Genomic DNA, 20377 nt, shown 5'->3' on the forward strand with positions numbered 1-20377 from the left:
TCAGTCGAACACGCCGGCGAGGTCGAGAATCAGCAGGACGGCAATTGCCAGGAACACCGCGGCGATCGCACCGACTGCCACCATTGTCGCGATGCCCGTAGGCGGAAAGTGTCTGCCGGTTCGGGGCTCGGAGAACGAGGTCCCCGAGGTCTGCGCCGCATCAGGTGGGGTCGAACCGGGGCTGACGCCACCCCCCGGCTCGAGATCGGGGGTCTCGGCCGGGTCCGGATCCGGGGGTTGAGCGGTCATGGCGACGATCCTCTCTGTCCTGATTCGACATTTCGCGAGCACGAGCCGCGCGTATCCTCGCCGAGTACCCGCCCGCGCACCGTCCACACGAGGACAGCACCCCGCCCGGCACTCATTGCGGTCCGCGAAGTTTGACAAATTCGACAGCCACCTGCCGTTCCGGTGCCGCCGAATCGAGCTCACTCTCGGTGACCGTCACGCCGTCGGTCACCGTCTCCACGACGCGCCACCCGAAGGCCCCGCGGTCCGGCACGTTGCCCGCCCGAATTCTGGCCGCCACCGTGACGGCCAGCGCGGAATCCGAGGTCACGAACGAACACGTCAGATCCACATCAGAGACCACGGCGCCGATCAGCTCAGAGGCGATCTCATCGACCGCGAGCTTGATGTCCGCTACCTCGTCGGCACCGAAATCAGCGAGGGCAGCGAGGGTTTCGGCCACCGCCCTGATCACCGGAAGCTGATCGAACTCGGCAGTCACCCGTAATTCGACAGGTGAACCCGGCTCCGCTCGAAGCTTCCCGAATTCGCCGATCTCGGCCATCTGCACTCCACATTTCGGTCGCAGGTGCGTGGATCTTCGCGCAGCGTACCCAGCGACCGGAACCGCCAATCGGTTGAAAGCGTGCCGTGCGTGGACGTAGGGTTGATCGCGCGTGGTTGAGAACACAGCCGCACGTAGTCCGGACGCCGCAGGATGCGCAATGGACGGAGGTTGTGCGCCCTGTACGTGGCATCGGGCCACCGACGCTTGCGCTTGGTGTGTCCACGCCGCGAAATGAACCGACGCGCACGGACGCCCACAGATTGCATGCGATCGGAGGGTCATGAAATCTTCACGCAGCGTCAGCGCCGTGGCCGCACCGCACTGCGACCGGGGATCGCGCCTCGCGCACGACCACGAAATCGGTGTCGCGGTCGAAGCGGCCGCGCCCGGGGGCGCCACGATCGGCCGAATTTCGGGTGACATCGACGTGCTTGCCGCACCGTCGTTCGCGTTGGCGCTGGCCGACCTCGCGCAGGACGACGCCGCGCTCGTCATCGACATGACCGGCGTCGACTTCGTCGGAACCTCAGCGCTGTCGGTGCTCTCGACGTTCGCAGAGTCCGCACGGCAGCGGCACATGACCTGGGCGCTTGCTGGCAACCGGGCGGTGCTGCGTCCCATTCAGGCAACCGGACTCGACACGAAGATCCCCACCTGCGACTCCGTACGCAAGGCTCTCGACTGGATAGATGCTCGCGGGCACGCATGACGACCGATCAGTGATGACTGTCTCGCTGACCTTCGTGGGGAACGCAACCGTTCTCCTCGGCTATGGCCCGATCACCGTGCTCACCGACCCCAATTTTCTGCACCGCGGCCAGCACGCCTATCTCGGTTACGGCCTGGTGTCGCGGCGCCTGAAGGACCCGGCCCTGCGGATCGACGAGTTACCGCCCCTCGATGTGATCGTCCTGTCCCACATGCACGGCGACCATTGGGACCGCACCGCCCAGAAAGACCTCGACCACGACCTCCCGGTCCTCACCACACCCCACGCCGTGAAGCGACTGGTGCGCCGCGGGTTCTCTCAGGCCTCCGGGCTGCAGACGTGGCAATCGACCACCATCTCGAAGGACGACGTGCACGTGACGGTGACGTCCCTGCCCGGCCGCCACGCGCCCGGGTGGACGCATGGTCTGCTTCCACCCGTGATGGGGACGATGCTGGAGTTCGGCCCGCGTTCGGGTTCGGTCGAACGTCGCCTCTACGTCTCCGGGGACACCCTGTTCGTGCAGGAACTGCAGGAGATTCCAAAGCGATTTCCTCCCGTCGACGGCGGCGTGCTGCACCTCGGTGGTACCCGTCTGCCGGCCGGACGCCGGCTACCGTTCGGGCTCACGGTGACGATGGACGCGCAGCAGGGCGCAGACACGGTCGAGCTACTCGATCTTCCCCGGGTAGTACCCGTCCACTTCGACGACTACACCGTGTTCGCCTCGGCCCTGGGAGACTTTCGGGTCGAGATGGAGAAACGTTCGCTGGCCGAGCGCGTCGTCTACGTCGACCGCGGCGAGACCGTGACCATCTGATCGCCCTCCCTCGCCCTCGACACCGGGGAGCCTCACCGGTCCCCTGCCGGTCCTCCCGGCTCCTCCGAACGCTGGGCGGTGTCTTCGACGTCGACGGCCGTCTGCTTGTGGCCACCCGGGCCGATGTGCGCTTCGGCCCGCATCGTCTCGACCATGTGCGGGTAGTGCAGCTCGAACGCTGGACGCTCGGAGCGCACCCGCGGAATCTCGATGAAGTTGTGCCGCGGCGGCGGGCAGGTGGTGGCCCACTCGAGCGAGTTGCCGTAACCCCACGGGTCGTCGACGGTGACGACCTCGCCGTACCGGTAGCTTTTGAAGACGTTCCACAGGAACGGAAGCGTGGAGATGCCCAGGACGAAAGCGAAGACCGTGGAAATCGTGTTCAGCGTGGTGAACCCGTCCGGCGGCAGGTAGTCGGCGTACCGGCGCGGCATACCCTCGGCTCCCAGCCAGTGCTGCACGAGGAAGGTTCCGTGGAAGCCGATGAACGTGGTCCAGAAGTGCCACTTGCCGAGGCGTTCGTCCATCATCCGCCCGGTCATCTTCGGGAACCAGAAGTAGATGCCCGCGTAGGTGGCGAACACGATGGTGCCGAACAGCACGTAATGGAAGTGGGCGACCACGAAGTAGCTGTCGGTGACGTGGAAGTCGAGCGGGGGGCTGGCCAGGATGACGCCGGTGAGACCACCGAAGAGGAACGTGATGATGAACCCGACGGCAAAGAGCATCGGCGACTCGAAGGTCAACTGCCCCTTCCACATGGTGCCGATCCAGTTGAAGAACTTCACCCCGGTGGGCACCGCGATCAGGAAGGTCATGAACGCGAAGAACGGCAGCAGCACCGCGCCGGTGGCGTACATGTGGTGCGCCCACACCGCGATCGACAGGGCCGCGATGGCCATGGTTGCGAAGACCAGGCCGTTGTACCCGAAGATCGGCTTGCGGCTGAAGACGGGGAAAATTTCGGTCACGATGCCGAAGAACGGCAACGCGACGATGTACACCTCGGGGTGCCCGAAGAACCAGAACAGGTGCTGCCACAAGATCGTGCCGCCCGTGGCCGGGTCGAAGACGTGGGCTCCGAGGTGCCGGTCTGCGGCCAGCCCCATGAGTGCGGCGGTGAGGATCGGGAACGCAAGCAGCACAAGGATGCTGGTGATGAAGATGTTCCAGGTGAAGATCGGCATGCGGAACATGGTCATTCCGGGGCATCGTAGGCAGATCACCGTGGTGATCATGTTGACGCCACCGAGGATGGTGCCGAGCCCGGACAGCGCGAGGCCCATGATCCACAGGTCCGCCCCGAGCCCGGGAGAGTGTATGGCGGAGGTCAACGGCGAATACGCGGTCCAGCCGAAGTCCGCGGCGCCACCGGGGGTGATGAACCCCGCGAAGGCGATGAGGCCGCCGAAGAGGAAGGCCCAGTACGAGAAGGCATTCAGCCGGGGAAAGGCCACATCGGGGGCACCGATCTGCAGCGGCAGGATGTAATTGGCGAAGCCGAAGACGATCGGGGTGGCGTACAGCAACAGCATGATCGTGCCGTGCATGGTGAACAGCTGGTTGTACTGCTCGTTCGACAAGAACTGCAGGCCGGGCACCGCAAGCTCGGCGCGAATCAGCATCGCCATCAATCCGCCGGCGAGGAAGAACCCGAAGGCGGTGACCAGATACATCAAACCCAGCGTCTTCGGGTCCGTCGTCGAGATCATGTCGTAGATGAACGACCCTTTGCGGCGATAACGCGGCGGATAGGGCCTGCGGGCTTCGATCGGGCGCACACCAGTTGCCGTCATGTCCAACTCCACGGTCGACACTATTGGACTACAGCGTAAACCCCATCCTCCCAGGTCTGCAGGAATTGCGGTCGGCGGCGGCCACCCCTCCCGGCGTGCGAGGAAGACGCGACAAAAACATTCGGAATTCCCTGTTTGAGGTGATGGCGGCGAGGTACACGGCGGGTAGACCGCGAACTACCGGTAACGCACCCGAAGGAGTAGGGCGATGACACGACCGACCTCAACCCGAAGCTCGATGACCGCCACACCCGTACAGATTGCGGCGCTGGTGGTCGGAGCGGTATTCCTCTTGGTGGGCATTCTCGGGTTCATCCCGGGCGTGACCACCGACTACGACATGATGGCCGTCGCCGGGCACGAGTCGCACGCCATGCTGCTGGGCATCTTCGAGGTGTCGATTCTGCACAACATCGTGCACATCCTGTTCGGCGTCGCAGGCATTGTCATGGCGCGCGCCGCCAACACGGCGAAGGCCTTCCTCGTCGGCGGCGGCGCGATCTACCTGGTCCTGTGGATTTACGGACTCCTCATCGACCAGGACAGCGCGGCCAACTTCGTCCCCGTGAACACTGCGGACAACTGGCTGCACTTCGCGCTGGGTGTCGGCATGATCGCGCTCGGCCTCCTGCTTCCCCGGCTGAGGTCGACCGGACACACCACCGCGGTCCCCCCGCGGTAACCCAGCCCCGAGTTATCCCTCGATCGCCCGCCGCCACACCGGGCGGCGGGACTTCAACGAGAACAAAGGAGAACATCATGGCTACCGGAGAAACCGGATTCGACGACGTCAGCTACGACCTGGTATCCGTCCAATACCATTCGCTCAAGGCCGGTCACGACTACGGGCAATATGTGCGGGACGCCAAGAACGCCGGCCGCGACGACATCGCGTCGTTCTTCGAGCAGGTGATGGCGGAAGATTCCGACCGCGCACGCCGCTGCCACGAGTTCCTCAAGGACATGACCGGATCGTCGGACGCCGGCCCTGCAATGAGCTGAACGTTGGTGAGTACATGATCGACGCGCACATGCCGAGTGGGGATACCGAACCGGCGAAGCCGATGATCCGCTCTTCGGATCATCACAGCCGCCCGGTGGGCGACGAAGATCTTCCGGTGATCGACAGCCTCGAAGCGCTGACCGACATCGTCGCCTCCGACTCCGAGGTCTACCTGCGTCACTCCAAGGGGCCCAGGGCCGACGCGGTGGAGGGTCCCAGCAAGGATTACGAGGCCGAACTCACCCTGCCCGGCTTGTCGGTGACCACCATCTCCCCCGAGCCGTGGTGGCACCGGCCGGTCGAGGACTGGGTTGCGAGACGGATCCGCAAGTACGCCGAACTGTCTCAGCAGGAGGGCCGCTTCGCCTGGTTACTCAAAGGCCGAGTCGTCGGGCGGGGCCCGGATCACGAACCGCTGCTGACGGATATCCGGCCTCTCGCCCGACTGAGCCATTCGGTTCTCGACGAAGCAGCGCACCGCTACCGGGAGCGCTTCGACGTGGGCCAAGATTCGACCGCCTGACATCAGAGGAGACTGCGATGGCATCCGAAACTCATACGACGACAGATCACGACGAGATACGCACCTGGGTGGAGGAGCACGACGGCGTTCCGGCGACCGTCCGGGGAACCGAGGAAGGTGACGCCGCGGGAGTGCTCCGCATCGACTTCCCCGGTGGCGCAGGAGAAGATGCGCTCGAACACATCGACTGGGACACCTGGTTCGACAAATTCGAGGACTCGTCCCTGGCATTCCTGTACCAGGCGCACAAGGCCAGCGGCGAGGACAGCACCTTCTTCAAGCTGGTGTCGCGGTGATGTCGGCCGGAACCGGAACGCCGTGACCGACACCCGAACCACCACGGACCACACCGAGATCCGGCGGTGGGTGGACCGACACGACGGGGCTCCGGCCAGAGTCGGCAACGCCAGCTCCCCGGAGACCGTCCTACTTCGACTCGATTTCGCCGGCGGCGCTTCCGAGGAAGCCCTAGAACGCATCTCGTGGGACGACTGGTTCTCCGCGTTCGACCGGTTCGCACTCGCCTTCCGCTACCGCGATGCCGACGCCGGCGAGGACGGCGCATTCTTCGAACTCGTCCCGCGTTGAGAGTGGGCCTCTCCGCTGCCCCTACCGTTGTCCGCGGTTCATGGGGGCAGTCCGGGGGTGTCGTGCAGTCGGCGGCGGGTTTGTCAAGGGGTGGACGTCTGCTCGGCCAGAAAGGCGAGCCGGCGCAGACATTCGCGGTTGCGGGGATAGACGGCCACGTCCTGCACCGACCGCGGGATCCACTTCAGCGGTGGCGTCGCCACCTTCTCGTCCATCTCGAGGTGGCAGCCGGAGCCTCTCGGCTCGAGCTGGAGGTGCACGACGGCTTTCGTCGCGGGCGTGGCCCGGGCCAGCAGCCGAAGCTCTCGCTCCTCGTCGACTTCCAGGACTTCCGTCGAGTCGTTGATGAGTACCGGCCAGACGCCCACCGAATGGTGCAGCTGACTGCCCACGGCGGGCCACTCCGCGTTGACGGCGCGCATGCGAGACGCACCCACCACCCAGGACGGATACAACCACCCATTGGCGAGGACGGACCAGACGGCAGACACCGAAGCTGTTGTATCCCATTGAGCCTTGATGACGATCACTCCCTCGCGCTGGTGCATCGGTGACAGCCGCATACCCGGGGCCGCCGCCCGCGAAACCACCCGGGCTACGGCTGGCCGCGATCGTACCCGTGTGGTTTGCTCGACCACACGTGTCGGTTTTCGAGGAGGTTCATCGTGGCAGATCCCGGGTCAGGGTCCGGCACCACGGCGGCGTTGTTCGACGTCGACGGCACGCTGGTGGATTCGAATTACCTCCACGTCGATGCGTGGCAACGTGCGTTCGCCGAAGTCGGGCATCACATCGACGCATGGCGGATACACCGCGCCATCGGCTTGGACTCGCAGTTGCTGCTCGACACCTTGCTGGGCGACGCCGCCGGCGAGGTGGGTGATCGGGCGAAGGAGCTGCACAAGCAGTACTACCTGGATCTGCAGCCGAGTATGCGGCCACTCCCCGGTGCCCGTGAGCTGATCCGCGAGTTGCACCGTCGCGGCGTGCAGGTGGTGTTGGCGACCTCCGCACCCGAGGACGAACTCTCGGTGCTTCGTGCGGTTCTGGACGTGGATTCCTGCATCGCGCACACGACGTCCTCGGGCGATGTCGGACAGGCGAAACCGGATCCCGAGGTGGTGAAGACCGCACTGGAGCGATCGTCCACATCACCCGACACCGCGGTGATGGTGGGGGACGCCGTATGGGACGCCGAGGCGGCCACCGAGGCCGGGGTGCCCTTCATCGGTCTGCTCAGTGGCGGCATCTCTCGCGGGGAATTGCTCGACGCCGGCGCGAAAGAAGTGTACGACGACGCGCAAGCCCTTGCGGACGGACTCGAATCGAGTGCGCTCGCAAGTCTTTTCAAGCGGTGACCTCCGCCGTCGCCGCTACGTGCCGCGGCGCCCGTCTGCGCCGGCGATCAGTCCCGGTGCGAGGACCAGGCCGCGGCGATATCCGGGTACGAGGCGGCGATCTCGTCGACGCGTTCGTCGGTCGCGGTGTCTACTTCGGCGCGATGGCGCTGCGCCGTCACCAGCGGCCCGTCCGCCTGACCGGTGCCCGAACCGGGCGGGGCGTCGGCCTCCCACTCGTGGATCACCTCGTCGAGGCGCCGTGCCACGAATGTTCTCTTGTCCTCACTCATCGTCACTCCGTTCCAGGTCGAACCGGCCCCGATCGTTTTCCGGCACCACAGTCCGGTAGTCCGGATGTTTGCGAATCCACTGCTGCACGTATGTGCATTCGGGAAGGACTCCCAGCCCACGGCTCCGGGCGTCGTCGAGTGTGTCCTCCACAAGCCGGCCCGCGTACCCCTTGCCCTCGAACGCGTCACCCACCTCTGTGTGGGTCAGGGTGAGCACACCGTCGCCCGCCGAATAGTCGATGAACCCGGCAACGTCACCGTCCGCGATCAGTTCATAACGGTTCCGCTGCGGATTGTCCTGCACCTGCGATGCCATCGCATTCCTTCCTCTTCGACAACCCTTCTGTACCCGGCGCCGCGGTCAGTTCCGCGCACCGATGCCCTGGCTGGCCGCGAACTGCGCCTGGGATTCGGTGGCCAAGCCGATCGACACCAACGGGCGAGGGAACAGCAGGTCGGTGAGATAGGCGAGGCCGACTGCCCACCGGTTGACCGGCGAGGGCATGGCGAAGAGGTGATACAGCCTGGTCACCATCTTCGCGGGCAGTCCCGACAGCGGGATGCCAAGCGGGTTGGCCACTGCGAAGCCCGGTCCCAGATCGACCACCAGGCCCATGTCGCGGTGCGCATAGGGTTTCGCGTCGCCGACCCCGAGGCTGGCCGCGACGTTGCGGGCGAGTGTGCGCCCTTGACGGACCGCATGTTGCGCCGTCGGTGGTGTGATCGACCCCTGGTGGCGCGGATCCGGGACTGCCGCGGCGTCCCCGCCGGCGAAGACCCCGGGGTGTCCCTCGACGGACAGGTCCGCGGCGACCTTCAGCCTGCCCTTCTCGGTGGGCAGGCCGAGCGAGTCGACGAGAGGATTCGCGGTCACTCCGGTCACCCACGCGACCGTGCGGGTGGGGAGCACCGTGCCGTCGCTCAGTGTCACGCTGTTCTCGGTGAGCTCGGTCAGCGTCGTCTCGAGCCGCACCTCGATACCGCGCGACCGCAGCACGTCGAGCACCTGGGCACCGAGCTTCTCCCCCACTTCCGGCATCACCTTGTCGGCGGCGTCCAGGAGCACGAACCGGACCGCGGTCGGGTCGAGGCCCTGGCGGGCGGCCGCGCTGTCGGCCAGAGCGCGCAGTTGGGCAATCAACTCCGTCCCGGCGTAGGACGCGCCCACCACGACGAATGTCCGCCGCGCTCGCGCGTCCCGCGGATCGGTGTCGCGGCTGGCCATTTCGAGTTGGGTGAGGAGCTGGTCACGGAAGTACAGCGCCTCCGCGGGCGTTTTCAGTCCCCGGCCGTGGTCGAGGAGGCCCGGGATGTCGAACAGTCGCGTCACCGAGCCGGGCGTGAACACCAGCCGGTCCCACGACAGCACCTCCGCACCCGCCTCGCAATCGGTGACGTGCACGGTGCGATTGTCGAGGTCGATGGAATCGACAGCGCCCCGGACGAGTTCGACGCCGGGGAGCGCGTCCGACAGTGCGATGGTGACGAACCGGGCGTCCAGAATGCCGCCCGCCACCTCGGGCAGCAACGGGGTGTAGAGCATGTAGTCGTTGGGCGAGACCATGATGATGCGGGCGCCGGTGCCGCGCAGTGAGCGCCGAAGTCGCCGCGCACATTCGAATCCGGCGAAGCCGCTTCCCACCACGACGATCCGCGGCGGCCCTCCAGTTGATTCGTTGGCCATATAGGGGGCATTGCCCCACCCGGGGAATTCTGAAACACGAGCCGCCGGTCCGTGCGGGCCCGGTCCTCCTCGCCGGATTGACCCGGGCCCCCTCGGGGTACGCGTTCACCGCGACACCGACCGACAGGAGACGAAATGAGCACCATCACCGAGGCCGTGGACGTGTCCGTTCCAGTGACCACGGCATACAACCAGTGGACGCAGTTCGAAGAATTCCCTCGATTCATGGAGGGTGTCGACGAAATCCGTCAGATCGATCCGACACACGTCCATTGGGTCGTGTCGATCGCCGGGGTGAAACGCGAATTCGATGCCACCATCACCGAGCAGCACCCCGACGAACGGGTGGCATGGAAGTCCGATGACGGCCCCCATCACGCCGGGGTGATCACCTTTCACCGTCTGGACGACGACAAGACACGCGTGACGGCGCAGATGGACGTCGACCCCGACGGGTTCGTCGAGAACGTGGCCGACAAGCTGGGCGTGCTGGGCAAGAGAGTGAAAGGCGACATGGCCCGGTTCAAGGAGTTCATCGAGTCCCGTGGCACCGAGACCGATGCATGGCGCGGTGAGGTCGATCGCCCCGGCCCCTGAAGACCAGATCACCGACTACCGCGACCCGCGACGACGCCGCAAAGGACGAGAACATGAGTGCCGTATCGAAAGTGATGTACAAACCACTGGCCCTCGCCGCGAGTGTCGGCGGCGGAATACTGGCGGGGGCGGTGTTCGGCCAGGTGTGGAAGCGCGTGGCGGGTGAACCGGAGGCGCCGGACCCGAAGGATCTCTCCCGCACCGATCGCGAGGTATTCATCGCCGCCGCCGTGCAGGGCACGATTTTCGGTCTGGTCCGAGCTGCGGTCGACCGCGCAGGGGCGCGGGGATACCGCAAGCTCGCGCACGCGGACCCCCGCTAGTGCAACGCAATTGCTACAGAACACACCTAGGCTGACCCGATGCGCACACGATTCGCGGAGAACATCGACAGTCTCGCCGGTGACCTGGCTGCTATGTGCCGGCTCACCGTGACGGCGATGCGGGAGGCCAGTGGTGCGTTGCTGCAGGCGGACCTGGGGCTCGCCGAGCACGTCATCGACGTGAGCGGCGAGCTCGACGCAGCCGCGTCCCGCTGGGAACAGCGCGCGTTCTCACTGCTGGCGTTGCAGGCACCGGTCGCTCACGACCTCCGATTCATGGTGGGCGGTCTCCACATCTCCGCCGACCTGCATCGGATGGGTGGCCTCGCGGTGCACATCGCGAAGATCGTCCGCCGACGGCATCCGGAGCATGTCGTCCCGGACGAGGTGCTCGAGGTGTTCACCCGGATGGGTGCGGTCGCGGTGGCCCAGGCCGAGGAAACCGAGCAGGTCCTGCAGCACCGCGACCCCGAGCGCGCCAGGGGTTTGTTGACCGCCGACGACACGATGGACGACCTGCATCGCGGACTCTTCGCGATCACGCAGGCCGAGGACTGGCCGCACGGTGTCAAGGCTGCGGTCGACATCACCCTCCTCGGCCGGTTCTACGAAAGGTTCTGCGATCACACCGTCGAAATCGGCAGGCGGGTGATCTTCCTCGAGACCGGAGTCCTCCCCGACCAGGGCTAGCGGCAGATGCGGTTCGGAATCTGGGCTCATGGGTACGCCTCAACACATGAATCTCCCTTCCGGTCCGCGGGGCGCACGGCACGCGAAGATCGCCTTCGACGTCGACGGCGAGCATCGCACCCTCGAGGTCGACACGCGGACGACGTTGCTGGACGCCCTGCGGGAGCATCTGGGTGTGACGGCACCCAAGAAGGGATGCGATCACGGCCAATGCGGTTCGTGCACCGTGCTACTGGACGGTCGGCGGGCCACCACCTGCCTGACCTTCGCCGTCGCCCACGACGGTGCCCGCATCACCACGGCGAGCGGCCTGGCCGACGGCGACGAGCTGCACGCGATGCAGCAGGCATTCGTCGAGCAGGACGGGCTGCAGTGCGGCTACTGCACACCCGGTCAGGTCTGCTCTGCCGTCGGAATGCTCGACGAGTTCTGGGCGCAGCACCCGAGCAACGTCACCGAGGATCTCACCGCGCCGCCCGAGCTGACCGACGACGAGATCCGTGAACGGATGAGCGGGAACCTGTGCCGCTGCGGCGCGTACACGAATATTCTGGCCGCGATTCGTCAGGCGGCAGAGGCATGATCCCGTTCGACTACGAACGGGCCACCGACGTCGACGGAGCCGTCGCCACCGTCACCGCGGACCCCGACGCGCGCTTCCTGGCCGGGGGGACCAACCTCGTGGATCATATGAAACTCGGTGTGGCGCAGCCGGGTCGACTGGTGGATGTCAGTTCGCTTCCCCTCGGCGACGTGGACGAACTCCCGGACGGCGGACTCCGGATCGGTGCCACCGTCCGCAACAGCGATCTGGCCGCGCACGAACTCGTCCGTTCCCGGTACCCGATGCTGTCGAGGGCACTGCTGTCCGGCGCGTCGGGTCAGCTCCGCAATCTCGCCACCACCGCGGGCAACCTTCTCCAGCGCACTCGGTGCGTGTACTTCCAGGACATGACGACACCGTGCAACAAACGGGCACCGGGTACCGGCTGCTCTGCTCTCGGAGGGTATGCCCGCTACTCCGCCATCCTCGGTGCCTCCGAGCACTGCGTGGCCGTGCATCCGTCCGACATGGCCGTCGCGATGACGGCGCTCGACGCAGTGGTGGTCGTGCGGAGTGTCGACGGCGACCGGCGCATTCCCCTGGCCGAGTTCTATCGGCTCCCTGGGGACAGCCCCGACCGGGACACCGAGCTCACGCACGGTGAACTCGTCACCGCGGTGGAGCTTCCACCGCCGGTGCCGGCAAGCCGGTCGGCGTACCGCAAGGTGCGTGACCGGGCGTCGTTCGCGTTCGCACTCGTGTCCGTGGCGGCGGAACTGACGATCGAGAACGACCGCATCGGTTCCGCGCGGATCGCACTCGGCGGGGTGGCGCACCGACCGTGGCGTGCGGAGCGAGCCGAAGAGGTGCTGAACGGTTCCCCACCCACGGAGCAGACTTTCGCGGCGGCGGCCGACGCCGAACTGTCCACGGTGAGCCCTCTGCCGGGTAACGAGTTCAAGGTGACCCTCACCAGACGCGTACTGTCCGCGACGCTCCGTTCCCTCACCGAGGAGGCACGCTGATGGCGTTGTTCGAACCGAGGGTCGTCGGGACGCCCACCGAGCGCCTCGATGGTCACGACAAGGTGACCGGTGCAACGCGGTACGCCTTCGAGCACGCAGTGCCGGATCCGACGTATCTGCATCCCTTCCTGTCGAGCATCGCCCGCGGGAAGGTCACCGCCATGGATGCAGGGGACGCGCAGGCCGTGGACGGGGTGGTCACCATACTGACGGTGTTCGATGCGCCGCGGCTCGCGGACACCTCCGACGGCGAACTCGCGATCCTGCAGGACCCCGAGGTCCACTTCCGGGGCCAGTTCCTCGGCGCGGTGGTCGCGGAGTCGCCCGAAGCTGCCCGGCAGGCTGCCGACCTGATCCGAGTCGAGTACGACGTGCGTGACCACGACACCGACTTCCGCGCCGACCGGAGCGACTTCTACGCCCCGGAAACAGTGAATGCCGGTTTTCCCACCGACACGCGAAGCGGTGATGTGGAGGCGGCGTTGACCGCCGCCCCACGGACGGTCGACCAGGTGTACTCCACGGCCATGGAGCACAACAATCCGATGGAGCCGCACACCACGATCGCCCAGTGGCGGCCGGGCGGACCGGGCCCCGTCCTGACACTGCACGATTCGACGCAGGGCGTTCATTCGGTCCGGAAGACGTTGGCGCCGACGTTCGGTCTCGAACCGGAGGACATCCGGGTCATCGCACCACACGTCGGTGGCGGCTTCGGATCGAAGGGGTTGCCTCACGCGCACAACGTGCTGGTGACGATGGCGGCGCAGAGGGTACCCGGCCGGCCGGTCAAGTTCGCGGTCACCCGGCAGCAGATGTTCGCGCTGTCCGCCTACCGGGCCCCGACGCTGCAGCACATCCGGCTCGGCGCGGACACCGACGGTCACCTGACCGCCGTCTCCCACGAGGTGCTCACCCAGTCCGCCAGGATCAAGGAATTCGCCGAGCAGGCGGCGGTGCCGTCGCGGATGATGTATTCCTCCCCCGCCCGGTACACCTCACATCGCCTCGTCGCCCTCGACGTGCCCGCGCCGTCCTGGATGCGGGCCCCGGGCGAGACCCCCGGAATGTTCGCGGCGGAAGTGGCGATGGACGAACTCGCCGAGGTGTGCGGCATCGACCCGATCGAACTGCGCATCAGAAACGAACCGGCCACCGACCCGGAGTCCGGTCACCCGTGGTCGGGCCGGCGCCTCGTCGATTGCCTCCGCGAAGGCGCCGACCGTTTCGGCTGGGCCGACCGGGACACCAAGGCCGGGATTCGCTCCGGCTCGGACTGGTCGGTCGGGTACGGAGTGGCCGCCGCGACCTACCCGGCGAACACGTCACCTGGGTCGGTTGCGCGCATTCGCTACGAGGGCGACAGGTACCGGGTGCAGATCGGGTCCGTCGACATCGGCACCGGAACATGGACCGCCCTCACCCAGATCGCGGCCGATGCCCTCGGCTGTCCTCTCGACGCGATCGACCTGGAGATCGGCGACAGCGACCTACCGTCCGCCACGGTGGCCGGAGGTTCCACAGGTATCAGTTCCTGGGGCAGTGCCGTCATCGCCGCGGCCCGGGCGTTCCGCGACACACACGGCACGGCGCCGCACCCGGGGGCGGAAGCGAGTGCGGAGACACCGGGTAACCCCGACGCCGAAAAGTTCGCACTCCATTCGTTCGGCGCTCATTTCGTGGAGGCGCACGTCCATCGCGACACCTGTGAGATTCGGGTGGAGCGGATGCTCGGTGTGTTCGCCATCGGACGGGTCGTCAATGCGCGGACGGTCCGCTCCCAACTCATCGGCGGCATGACGATGGGAGTGTCGATGGCCCTGCACGAGGAAAGCGTCGGGGATCCCCGTTTCGGCCACATCGTCAACCACGACCTCGCGAGCTACCACATCGCCGCGCACGCCGACATCCGCTACCTCGACGCCGTCTGCCTCGAAGATGTCGACGAGCACGCCAATCCGATCGGCTCGAAAGGCGCCGGGGAGATCGGGATCGTCGGTGCCGCCGCTGCCGTGGCGAACGCGGTGCGCAGCGCCACCGGGATCCGGGTCAGGGCGGTACCGATCCACCTCGACGATCTGTTGCACGACTGACCGCGGCGCGACTACTCGATTCGCCGCCACGCGTGCTCGAGGGAGGCCCGCAGACGACTTTTCACCGCGCGAATCCGCTGCAGATCAGAGCTGCGCGGCGCCAGTGCTGCGAGGACGAGTTCCAGGAAACGCTCCCGCTCGACGCCGAAACGTTCCATCAGGTCCGCCGCGGCGGCACCGCCGAACGGGGCCCACTGAATGGCGAAGACCGCCATCCAGCGGCCGTCCGAACTCAGCGAATGGGTCCGCTCGAGCCACTCACAGCGGCCGAGCCAGAAGCGGATCCACTCGGCGTCGTACTTCTCGCCGGGCTCGACCGCAGGACGCGTCTGCATGGGTCAGCCCTCGCTGGAGTGCCGGATCGCGAACACGGGTAGCTGCTCGGCCGCTGCCGCCGGCCGGAACTCGACACGGACGGGTTGCTGGGAGGAAGAGGCAGGGACCTCGCCGTCGATCCAGGTGTACACCCAGGGGCCTTCGTCGAGTTCCACGATCGCGATCGTGCAGGGGGCGGTGGCACGATCCCGGCCGCGCCGTTCACGTTCGACCGATTTGGACGAGACGATCGAACCGACACCACACGAGGGCACCTGTTCGAAATCGGAACCCTGGCACGTCGAGCACGTGGCCATCAGCGGTGCCAGCAGGGTCGTGCAGCTGCGGCAGCGTTGGATCATCAGCGCGCACGCCTTCGCGAGCGCATGCCCGCGGCTGTGTCGTTCCGGGCTCATACCGTCACCCGCCCGGCGAAGGTGAGACCTACCGTCGGCGTCACGGACGCGAAAGGTAACGGCCTGCTGTGCGGTGTCCCCCGACCCACCATGCCGTACAACCTCCGTTTCCCCCCGCTCCGGAGTCGACACCCATCGGTCGGGTGAGGCCGCCGAAGGATCGGGGGCCGAGCGCGGTGGTAGTCGGGCTTTCGGTGTGTTCGCGGTGTAGGGGACATCGGGGGCCTCGGGGGTGGTACCGGCTGAAAGGGGGACGCGTATGAGCTTGACCCGTGCCGCCGGAAAGTACAGCGGCCGATCGACCCGGGCACATACCTGTTTCGCCCCCCGCGACGCGTTCCCCCGTCCCGGCCGTGCAGTTGTCAGACGTGCCGATCCTGCGCGTGCTCCACGACCCACGCCGCGATCTGGGTGCGGGAGGTGAAGCCGAGTTTTGCCAGAATGTGCTCGACGTGTCCCTGGGCGGTGCGTTGCGAGATGACCAGGGTGGCGGCGATCGCCTTGTTGGTCAGCCCGTCGGCGACGAGTTCGGCCACCTGCCATTCGCGGCGCGTCAGGGCGGTGTGCGATTGATCGGTGTTCGGATTCGTGCGCTGCTTCGTCCCCAGCACGGCCGCTGCGGCCTCCTCGAGGCAGGTGTTCATTCCCTGATGGAAGGCTGCCTCGAACGCGCGGTCACCGATGTCCCGTCGCGCCTGTTCGGCGCAGTCGAGATGATGGATGCGCTGGTTCGGATAGACCGTGTTCGGATTGCCGACCGCATGCGCCAGCGCGTGCGCGGCCCCCATCAGTTCGGCCGCGTGGTGGCTGTCTCCCCTGCCCACTGCGATCCAGCCCAGCACTTCCAGGCATCCCGCAGCACTGATGCGGTCGTCGACCATCCCGGCCAGTTGCAGACCCTGTTTCAGCAGACCCTCCGCGCCCTCGAAGTCGCGGTGCTGCCACGCCGACATACCTGCCGCCCACAGTGACCAACTGCGATACACCGACTCGCCGTGCGCTTCGGTCAGGGCGAGTATCTCGCGCTGACACTGCGCGGACCGATCCGGATCGGTCGAACCGGTCGCCAGCGCGAGTCCGAGAAGCCCCCAGACCAGGTGCAGAAGATTGTCGTCGGTGCGGAACACGGCCAACGCGGCCTCGTAATTTGCCCGGGCCGCGTCGAGGTGTCCGCCGAACATCGCGCGACCACCTTCGGCGTGAGCAATCAGTGCGTGTGAGATCGGGTCGGCGACCCCCTGGGCGAGTGCATGAGCCTCCTCGATCGCCGCGGACGAGGCCTCGACGTCGCTGTTGAGTTCGGACAACATGACCGCGACGTAGAGGGCGCGGATCCGTTCCTCCGCGGAACCGGCGCCGCGGACAGCCAGCAGTTGGTCGATCCAGCGTCTGCCCTCCCTCAGCAGTCCCCGCGACCGCCAGAACGGGTACAGGGCTGCGGCCATGCGGAGCCCCGCCGCCGCTTCCTTCGGTGACGTCAGGCAGAAATGCAGGGCGGCTCGCAAGTTCGGTTGCTCGGCGTCGAGGCGCTCGATCCACCTGACCTGCCGGGCGCTGACCCATTCGGACCGCGCCTGCACCGCCAATTGCTCGTAGAAATTCCGGTGCCGGCGCAGCAGTGACGCGAACTCCGAGGTCTCCTGCAACTTCTCGCGGCCGTACTCGCGGAGAGTCTCGAGGAGCCGGTAGCGCACCGCGCCCCTGGCCTCTTCCCGGATCAGGATCGACTTGTCGATCAGCGAGGCGACCACGTCGACGACCTCGGCGGGGCGCAATGATCCTGAACAGATCTTCTCGACCGCGTCCAATTCGAAGCCCCCGGCGAAGACGGCGAGCCTTCCCCACAGTTCCCGTTCTTGCGGCGTGCACAGTTCGTGGCTCCAGTCGATACACCACAGGAGCGTCTGCTGGCGTGCGGGCGCGCCGCGGCATCCGGTCGTGAGCAGTTGATAGCGGTCCGTCAGCCGCTGAAGGATTTGTTCGACCGACATCACCCGGAGTCGCACTGCGGCCAGTTCGATCGCCAATGGCAGACCGTCCAGTTGCTGACAGATCTGCACGACCGCAACATGGTTGTCCTCGGTGAGATGGAATCCGGGGACGGCCGCGGCGGCGCGCTCAGCGAACAGTGCGACCGACTCGTACTGGGCGAGGGCCTTCACCGACGCGGGATGGCCCGAGTGGGGCAGGGTGAGCGGTGGCACCCGAACGGTGGCCTCGCCCGGGATTCCGAGTGGTTCCCGGCTGGTGGCGAGGATCCGCAAATCGGGGCAGCTCCGCAGCAGGAACTCGGTCAGGCCGGCGACGGCGTCGACGAGATGTTCGCAGTTGTCGAGGACCAGCAGCACGCACCGTGGCTCCAGGAACTCCCGCACTACCACCTCGGGTGCCTCGGAGTGCTGCTCACGCAGCTTCAGAGCTGCGACCACGGCACCGACTACCAGGGCGTCTTCCTCGAGTTCGCCCAGTTCGACCAGCCACACGCCGTCCTCGAACGCCCGACTCGAATCGAGCGCAACCCGCAGGGCCAGCCTGGTCTTGCCGACTCCTCCGATTCCGGTGAGTGTGACCAGGCGTGAGGTGGCCAGCAGGCCGCGCGCTTCTGCGATCTCTCGACGCCGACCGACGAAACTCGTCAGCTCGTGAGGCAGATTCCCCACCTTGATCTTCGCTGCGGGCTGCATGAAGCCGTCACTCTCATTTCACGCCCCCTGGAACAACGGTACAGCGACGCTCGTCCTTCACCGGGTTTTCACACAACGGAGGGTCAACGGGTCCACCGGGTCGGTGCCCAGCGACCGGCGTAGGAGCGGATGCGGTGGCTTCCCCGGGAACCGGGACGGCGAGGGCCGGGGTCGGTCAGGCTGTGCGGGGTAATGGTGACTCGGCGACCTTCCACCATGTACTGGGCGCCAGTGACGAACATCGCGGCAGGCGCTGTGAGGTACGACGCGACGGTGGCGGCTTCCCCGTCGTCGCGGCCCGAGGACGGGAACGCGGGATCCGCGGCGGGGACGACGACGGAATTGACGGTGACGGAGTACCGCGACAACTCGGCGGCGAGGAGACCGGTCAGCCCGCCGAGCGACGAAGCCGAGGCGGTGATGTTCACGATGCGGCCACCTTGCCCGCCGGCGATCATGTACCGGACACCGCGTTGTATGCATTCGACGGCCGTGCTGCCCGGGCAGCTGACGAGGACACCGATTCCGCCGAGTTCCCGGGCGAACTCGTCGACCGCGGTGGCCGAGTGGGGTAGCTCGGCGAGGTCCATCTTCCGCACCACCGCGCGCACCGACCTGGCCCTCACCTCGCGGGCCGTGGCCTCCGCGCGGTCTCGTTCCGTGGCATATGCCAGCCCGAGGTGGAAACCATCGTCCGCGAGTGCCAGCGCGACGGCCCGGCCGATCCCCGAGTCCGATCCCGTCACGACGGCATTGAGTGCGCTGGCATGCATAATTTTGGGTACCCGTGGTTTCCGGCACTCAAACGCCGCGCTATCCGGACACCGTTCAGGCAGAACACAATCCGATGACGATCACACATGTCACCGCCCGGAGTGGGGTGGTCGGTCAGCAGTTGCTCGGTGCCGGATCGCCCCGGAACCGCGCGTCCAGGTAATCCAGGGCGGTGGGAAGACCCAGGACCGCCGTCGAAAGGTGGTCGGGACTCGGGAAGAGTTCCGACTGCACCCGAACACCGGCCGCGCAGTACCGTGCGATTGTCGTCTCGATCGAGTCGACGGGGATGAGCACGTCGGTCGGGCTGTGCCATTCGAAGATCGGCGCGGTCGGCACACCGGGATACAGCTCGACACTGTTCTCGTCGAGTACTTCCCACGCCTGCGGGCTGCTCATGAGGTCCGTGGTCTTGGCCACCTCGGTCGCACTGCGACCGGCCCCCGCCGCGAGGATGCCGTTGGTGCACGCATTCGCCATATCGCTGCGCATGGCCAGACCACGATCGTTGAGCTGCTCACTGATCGGCAGCCGGTCCGGATATTCCCGTTCGAGGCCGAGCGCCGCCGCCATCGCCAGGCCGAACGCGGGATGCGGCTGCATGCCCAGGCCGTTGGCCATCTTCCCGATGTTCATCGGTACACCACCCTCGGCGACCCCGACGATGTTCAGCTCCGGGGCGTACTCCGGCGCGAGAGCCGCAGCCCAGGCCGACGCCATGCCGCCCCCGGAGTAGCCGGCCAGCGCGACAGGGCTCTGCGCGACGTTCAGTTCCGGAACACGCTGCACGGCGCGAATACCGTCGAGGGTGATGAACCCGCCGAGCTTGGCCGCGCCGTAGGCGCTGTTGGGTCCCAGGTGGTCGGGAAGGGCGACCGTCCAGCCCCGCTGCAGTGCGAGATTCAGCGCCGGCGCCTCCTTGATCTGAAGGTCCGGGTCGTTGGTGTAGAGGGTGCGTGACGGCGCGCACCGCGGTCCGAGCGCGTTGATGATGTGCTGGTAGGACAGCAGCGGACCGTTCACCGGCCGGGTGTGCGGTACCAACACGGTGCTGACCGAGGAGATCGGGCGGCCCTGCGAATTGGTGGTGCGGTACTTCACCTGCCAAACATCGGTGTCGGGGAACGCGAGCAGCGGAGGCATGGGCCGGGTGGCGATCGGCTGCCCGGCCGCGGTGGACTCGAGATTCGACGGCTGCACGTAGAAGGGATCCGTCTCGGAGGCAGGGTAGATCGGTGCTGCGGCGGCCACACCTCCCGCGCCGGCCACGGCGACGCACGCGGTGAAGACCGCGCACACGGCGCGTGCTGACAGGCCCTTGCTGGGTGAGCGCCCCATATCGCCTCCTGGAATCGAGTTCGAGTGTG

At 66.7% G+C, this 20377-nt stretch carries 26 protein-coding genes; 14 read left to right on the forward strand and 12 right to left on the reverse strand.

The features are described from left to right. A complete protein-coding gene (locus tag ACH49N_RS31950) occupies positions 1–249 on the reverse strand; it encodes a DUF6480 family protein (RefSeq protein ID WP_159922334.1) in 249 nt (82 codons plus the stop codon). A 112-nt stretch (positions 250–361) separates the two neighbouring features. Further along, entirely contained in the window at positions 362–793 is a 432-nt protein-coding gene (locus ACH49N_RS31955; protein ID WP_358276657.1) for an ATP-binding protein, read from the reverse strand. 283 nt (positions 794–1076) lie between these two features. Here ACH49N_RS31955 and ACH49N_RS31960 point away from each other — a divergent pair, with 283 nt between their 5' ends. Together ACH49N_RS31960 and ACH49N_RS31965 are read left to right on the forward strand one after the other, a co-directional pair. After that, the gene (locus tag ACH49N_RS31960) at positions 1077–1505 is read left to right on the forward strand and encodes an STAS domain-containing protein (protein WP_358276658.1); all 429 of its coding nucleotides are present in this window, start codon (positions 1077–1079) and stop codon (positions 1503–1505) included. A 13-nt stretch (positions 1506–1518) separates the two neighbouring features. Further along, entirely contained in the window at positions 1519–2325 is an 807-nt protein-coding gene (locus ACH49N_RS31965) for an MBL fold metallo-hydrolase (protein WP_358276659.1), read from the forward strand. A 32-nt stretch (positions 2326–2357) separates the two neighbouring features. On the opposite strand, the gene ctaD is transcribed toward ACH49N_RS31965, so the two are convergent. Further along, positions 2358–4121 carry a cytochrome c oxidase subunit I gene (gene ctaD, locus ACH49N_RS31970; protein WP_358276660.1) on the reverse strand — a complete coding sequence of 588 codons (1764 nt, stop codon included), beginning with the start codon at positions 4119–4121 and terminating at the stop codon, positions 2358–2360. Positions 4122–4359: 238 nt separating this feature from the next. Here ctaD and ACH49N_RS31975 point away from each other — a divergent pair, with 238 nt between their 5' ends. The 5 genes from ACH49N_RS31975 (at position 4360) to ACH49N_RS31995 (ending at position 6235) form a co-directional block, all read left to right on the forward strand. Beyond that, positions 4360–4803, forward strand: a complete 444-nt coding sequence (locus ACH49N_RS31975) for a DUF4383 domain-containing protein (protein WP_159927194.1) — start codon at positions 4360–4362, stop codon at positions 4801–4803. A 77-nt stretch (positions 4804–4880) separates the two neighbouring features. Further along, a complete protein-coding gene (locus ACH49N_RS31980; RefSeq protein WP_159922324.1) occupies positions 4881–5123 on the forward strand; it encodes an acyl carrier protein in 243 nt (80 codons plus the stop codon). 62 nt (positions 5124–5185) lie between these two features. After that, positions 5186–5647 carry a DUF6098 family protein gene (locus ACH49N_RS31985; RefSeq protein WP_358276682.1) on the forward strand — a complete coding sequence of 154 codons (462 nt, stop codon included), beginning with the start codon at positions 5186–5188 and terminating at the stop codon, positions 5645–5647. Positions 5648–5664: 17 nt separating this feature from the next. Beyond that, complete coding sequence (locus tag ACH49N_RS31990) at positions 5665–5943, forward strand: hypothetical protein (protein ID WP_358276661.1); 279 nt, start codon at positions 5665–5667, stop codon at positions 5941–5943. Positions 5944–5965: 22 nt separating this feature from the next. Next, complete coding sequence (locus ACH49N_RS31995) at positions 5966–6235, forward strand: hypothetical protein (RefSeq protein ID WP_358276662.1); 270 nt, start codon at positions 5966–5968, stop codon at positions 6233–6235. Between the two features lie 83 nt (positions 6236–6318). Here ACH49N_RS31995 and ACH49N_RS32000 read toward each other — a convergent pair whose 3' ends face one another. Beyond that, positions 6319–6783: an SRPBCC family protein gene (locus tag ACH49N_RS32000; RefSeq protein WP_159927192.1), complete on the reverse strand. Its 465-nt coding sequence runs from the start codon at positions 6781–6783 to the stop codon at positions 6319–6321. A gap of 117 nt (positions 6784–6900) precedes the next feature. On the opposite strand from ACH49N_RS32000, the gene ACH49N_RS32005 reads away from it, so the two are divergent. After that, complete coding sequence (locus ACH49N_RS32005) at positions 6901–7593, forward strand: HAD family hydrolase (RefSeq protein WP_358276663.1); 693 nt, start codon at positions 6901–6903, stop codon at positions 7591–7593. A gap of 47 nt (positions 7594–7640) precedes the next feature. On the opposite strand, the gene ACH49N_RS32010 is transcribed toward ACH49N_RS32005, so the two are convergent. The 3 genes from ACH49N_RS32010 to ACH49N_RS32020 are packed head-to-tail and all read right to left on the reverse strand — an operon-like array spanning position 7641 to position 9549. Continuing rightward, positions 7641–7865 (reverse strand): hypothetical protein, encoded by a 225-nt coding sequence (locus ACH49N_RS32010; RefSeq protein ID WP_109329860.1) that lies wholly within the window; start codon positions 7863–7865, stop codon positions 7641–7643. Beyond that, positions 7858–8181 carry a GNAT family N-acetyltransferase gene (locus ACH49N_RS32015; protein ID WP_159922318.1) on the reverse strand — a complete coding sequence of 108 codons (324 nt, stop codon included), beginning with the start codon at positions 8179–8181 and terminating at the stop codon, positions 7858–7860. Before ACH49N_RS32015 ends, ACH49N_RS32010 begins: the two co-directional genes overlap by 8 nt. A gap of 45 nt (positions 8182–8226) precedes the next feature. Next, positions 8227–9549 carry an NAD(P)/FAD-dependent oxidoreductase gene (locus ACH49N_RS32020; RefSeq protein ID WP_358276664.1) on the reverse strand — a complete coding sequence of 441 codons (1323 nt, stop codon included), beginning with the start codon at positions 9547–9549 and terminating at the stop codon, positions 8227–8229. 135 nt (positions 9550–9684) lie between these two features. Between ACH49N_RS32020 and ACH49N_RS32025 the strand changes: the two genes are divergently transcribed. Genes ACH49N_RS32025 through ACH49N_RS32050 form a run of 6 tightly spaced genes read left to right on the forward strand, consistent with a single transcriptional unit; the run spans position 9685 to position 14821 of the window. Further along, positions 9685–10146, forward strand: coding sequence for an SRPBCC family protein (locus ACH49N_RS32025; RefSeq protein WP_159922314.1), 462 nt, complete (start codon positions 9685–9687; stop codon positions 10144–10146). 53 nt (positions 10147–10199) lie between these two features. After that, on the forward strand, positions 10200–10469 hold the full coding sequence (locus ACH49N_RS32030; RefSeq protein WP_159922312.1) for a DUF4235 domain-containing protein: 270 nt from the start codon (positions 10200–10202) through the stop codon (positions 10467–10469). Between the two features lie 39 nt (positions 10470–10508). Then, positions 10509–11159 carry a phosphate signaling complex protein PhoU gene (gene phoU / locus ACH49N_RS32035; RefSeq protein ID WP_109329850.1) on the forward strand — a complete coding sequence of 217 codons (651 nt, stop codon included), beginning with the start codon at positions 10509–10511 and terminating at the stop codon, positions 11157–11159. A 46-nt stretch (positions 11160–11205) separates the two neighbouring features. Further along, positions 11206–11742 carry a 2Fe-2S iron-sulfur cluster-binding protein gene (locus ACH49N_RS32040; protein WP_358276665.1) on the forward strand — a complete coding sequence of 179 codons (537 nt, stop codon included), beginning with the start codon at positions 11206–11208 and terminating at the stop codon, positions 11740–11742. Continuing rightward, positions 11739–12728, forward strand: coding sequence for a xanthine dehydrogenase family protein subunit M (locus ACH49N_RS32045; protein WP_358276666.1), 990 nt, complete (start codon positions 11739–11741; stop codon positions 12726–12728). Before ACH49N_RS32040 ends, ACH49N_RS32045 begins: the two co-directional genes overlap by 4 nt. Beyond that, positions 12728–14821, forward strand: coding sequence for a xanthine dehydrogenase family protein molybdopterin-binding subunit (locus tag ACH49N_RS32050; protein WP_358276667.1), 2094 nt, complete (start codon positions 12728–12730; stop codon positions 14819–14821). Before ACH49N_RS32045 ends, ACH49N_RS32050 begins: the two co-directional genes overlap by 1 nt. Before the next feature lie 11 nt (positions 14822–14832). Here the strand turns inward: ACH49N_RS32050 and ACH49N_RS32055 are convergent, their stop codons facing one another. The 5 genes from ACH49N_RS32055 to ACH49N_RS32075 all read right to left on the reverse strand — a co-directional run bounded on the left by ACH49N_RS32055 (position 14833) and on the right by ACH49N_RS32075 (position 20348). Continuing rightward, positions 14833–15156 (reverse strand): hypothetical protein, encoded by a 324-nt coding sequence (locus tag ACH49N_RS32055; RefSeq protein WP_159922304.1) that lies wholly within the window; start codon positions 15154–15156, stop codon positions 14833–14835. Between the two features lie 3 nt (positions 15157–15159). Beyond that, positions 15160–15552 (reverse strand): Zn-ribbon domain-containing OB-fold protein, encoded by a 393-nt coding sequence (locus ACH49N_RS32060; protein WP_159922302.1) that lies wholly within the window; start codon positions 15550–15552, stop codon positions 15160–15162. A 362-nt stretch (positions 15553–15914) separates the two neighbouring features. Beyond that, positions 15915–18236 carry a LuxR C-terminal-related transcriptional regulator gene (locus ACH49N_RS32065; protein ID WP_358276668.1) on the reverse strand — a complete coding sequence of 774 codons (2322 nt, stop codon included), beginning with the start codon at positions 18234–18236 and terminating at the stop codon, positions 15915–15917. An 83-nt stretch (positions 18237–18319) separates the two neighbouring features. After that, positions 18320–19009, reverse strand: coding sequence for an SDR family NAD(P)-dependent oxidoreductase (locus tag ACH49N_RS32070; protein ID WP_358276669.1), 690 nt, complete (start codon positions 19007–19009; stop codon positions 18320–18322). A 115-nt stretch (positions 19010–19124) separates the two neighbouring features. Further along, complete coding sequence (locus ACH49N_RS32075; protein ID WP_358276670.1) at positions 19125–20348, reverse strand: lipase family protein; 1224 nt, start codon at positions 20346–20348, stop codon at positions 19125–19127. Positions 20349–20377: the final 29 nt, after the last annotated feature.

Source organism: Rhodococcus sp. NPDC019647, from assembly GCF_044389235.1.
GTDB lineage: Bacteria > Actinomycetota > Actinomycetes > Mycobacteriales > Mycobacteriaceae > Rhodococcus_F > Rhodococcus_F oxybenzonivorans.